The sequence below is a fragment of the Variovorax sp. FG153 genome (assembly GCF_057809595.1).
This window is the reverse complement of sequence record NZ_JBMDKG010000105.1, coordinates 1-2107: the sequence shown is the minus strand read 5'-3', so window position 1 is coordinate 2107 and position 2107 is coordinate 1. Positions and strand designations below refer to the sequence as shown.

The following is a 2107-nucleotide window of genomic DNA, read 5'->3' as shown; positions in this document are numbered from 1 at the left end:
AGCAGAACTTCCGCTTCGCGGCGCCGCTGGCCGATCGCTTCTACGTGATGGAGCATGGCCGCATCGTCGAGAAGTTCGGCGCCGCGGATCTGGAAGCCAAGATGCCCGTGCTCAACGAGCTGCTCGGCGTCTGAACCCCTTTCCCCTCCCGTCCACAAGACCCCGACGTTCCCGTCCTCATCTCACAAAGATTCTTTCAGGAGACTTCGCATGCAAAAGAAACTCGGCCTCATCGCAGCTGCCATCGCCGTCCTCGCCCTCGCAGCCACCGGCGCGCAGGCCCAGGAAAAGGTCAAGATCGGCTTCGTCACCGACCTGTCGAGCCTGTACGCCGACCTCGAAGGCAAGGGTGGCGCCACCGCCATCCAGATGGCCATCGACGACTTCGGCGGCAAGGTGCTGGGCCAGCCGATCGAGCTGCTGACCGCCGACCACCAGAACAAGGCCGACATCGCCGCCTCGAAGGCGCGCGAATGGATCGACACCGCCGGCGTGACCATGGTCTTCGGCGGCACCAACTCGGGCGTGGCGCTGGCCACGGCCAAGGTGGCCGAGGAGAAGAAGCGCGTTTACTTCAACAACGGCGCGGGCAGCTCGGTGCTGACCAACGAGCAGTGCAGCCCCTACACCATCCACTACGCCTACGACACGGTCGCGCTGGCCAAGGGCACGGGCGCGGCGGTGGTCGACCGCGGCGGCAAGAGCTGGTTCTTCCTGACCGCCGACTACGCCTTCGGTCATGCGCTCGAAGCCGACACCACCAAGGTGGTGAAGGAGAAGGGCGGCTCGGTGGTGGGCTCGGTGCGCCATCCGCTCAATGCCTCGGACTTCTCGTCCTTCCTGCTGCAGGCGCAGAACTCCAAGGCGCAGATCCTGGGCCTGGCCAATGCCGGCGGCGACACGATCAACTCGATCAAGGCCGCGAAGGAATTCGGCATCAACAAGACGATGAAGACCGCCGGCCTGCTGGTGTTCCTCAGTGACATCCACAGCCTGGGCCTGAAGAACACCGAAGGCCTGCTGCACACCACGAGCTGGTACTGGGACCTCAACGACGACACGCGCAAGTTCGCCAACCGCTTCTTCGAGAAGACCAAGCGCATGCCGACCGACGTGCAGGCCGCCGACTACTCGGCCACGATGACCTACCTGAAGGCCGTGGCCGCCGCCAAGACCACCGACTCCGACAAGGTGATGGCGCAGCTCAAGAGCATGAAGATCGACGACTTCTACGGCAAGGGCCAGATCCGCGCCGACGGCAGCTTCATCCACGACATGTACCTGGTGGAGGCGAAGTCGCCGTCCGAGTCGAAGAAGCCCTGGGACTACCTGAAGGTGCTCAAGACGCTGCCGGGCGACCAGGTCTTCACGACCAAGGCCGAAACCAAGTGCGCGCTCTGGAAGTGAAGAGCGCCTGAGACCGCCCCGCCGAAGAACACGAGACCACCACGAGGATCACTCCCATGAAACGCAGCGCCATCGCTTCCGCCTGTCTGCTCGCCACCGCCTTCGTGGCGGCGGGCGCCGCCCAGGCGCAGGACAAGGTCAAGATCGGTTTCGTCACCGACATGTCCAGTCTCTACGCCGACGTGGAGGGCAAGAATGGCGCGGTGGCGATCCAGATGGCCATCGACGACTTCGGCGGCAAGGTCAACGGCCTGCCGATCGAACTGCTGACCGCCGACCACCAGAACAAGGCCGACATCGCGGCCTCGAAGGCGCGCGAGTGGATCGACACGCAGGGCCTGACCATGCTGTTCGGCGGCACCAACTCGGGCACGGGTCTCGCGATGGCCAAGGTGGCGCAGGAGAAGAAGCGCGTGTTCGTGGTCAACGGCGCCGGCACCTCGGCGCTCACCAACGAGCAGTGCAGTCCCTACACCGTGCACTACGCCTACGACACCGTCGCGCTCGCCAAGGGCACGGGCGGTGCCGTGGTGGAGAACGGCGGCAAGAACTGGTTCTTCCTGACCGCCGACTACGCCTTCGGCGCCGCGCTCGAGGCCGACACCGCGAAGGTGGTGAAGGAGAAGGGCGGCACCGTGGTGGGCAGCGTCAAGCATCCGCTCAACGCCTCCGACTTCTCGTCCTTCCTGCTGCAGGCGCA

2 protein-coding genes and 1 pseudogene are annotated in these 2107 nt (G+C 65.0%); all 3 read left to right on the top strand.

Annotation, left to right across the window (positions count from 1 at the left end):
• A pseudogene (locus ACODT0_RS42255) lies at positions 1-134 on the top strand (ABC transporter ATP-binding protein); the annotation flags it as partial.
• A gap of 76 nt (positions 135-210) precedes the next feature.
• Positions 211-1407 (top strand): ABC transporter substrate-binding protein, encoded by a 1197-nt coding sequence (locus ACODT0_RS42250; protein WP_489044030.1) that lies wholly within the window; start codon positions 211-213, stop codon positions 1405-1407.
• A 56-nt stretch (positions 1408-1463) separates the two neighbouring features.
• Positions 1464-2107, top strand: a 644-nt coding sequence (locus ACODT0_RS42245; protein WP_489044029.1) for an ABC transporter substrate-binding protein, incomplete at its 3' end; no start/stop codon positions are given.

Bases quoted from the DNA above. Each gene is read 5' to 3' on its own strand.
- ACODT0_RS42250 (WP_489044030.1), top strand. From the start codon at position 211: ATGCAAAAGAAACTCGGCCTCATCGCAGCTGCCATCGCCGTCCTCGCC.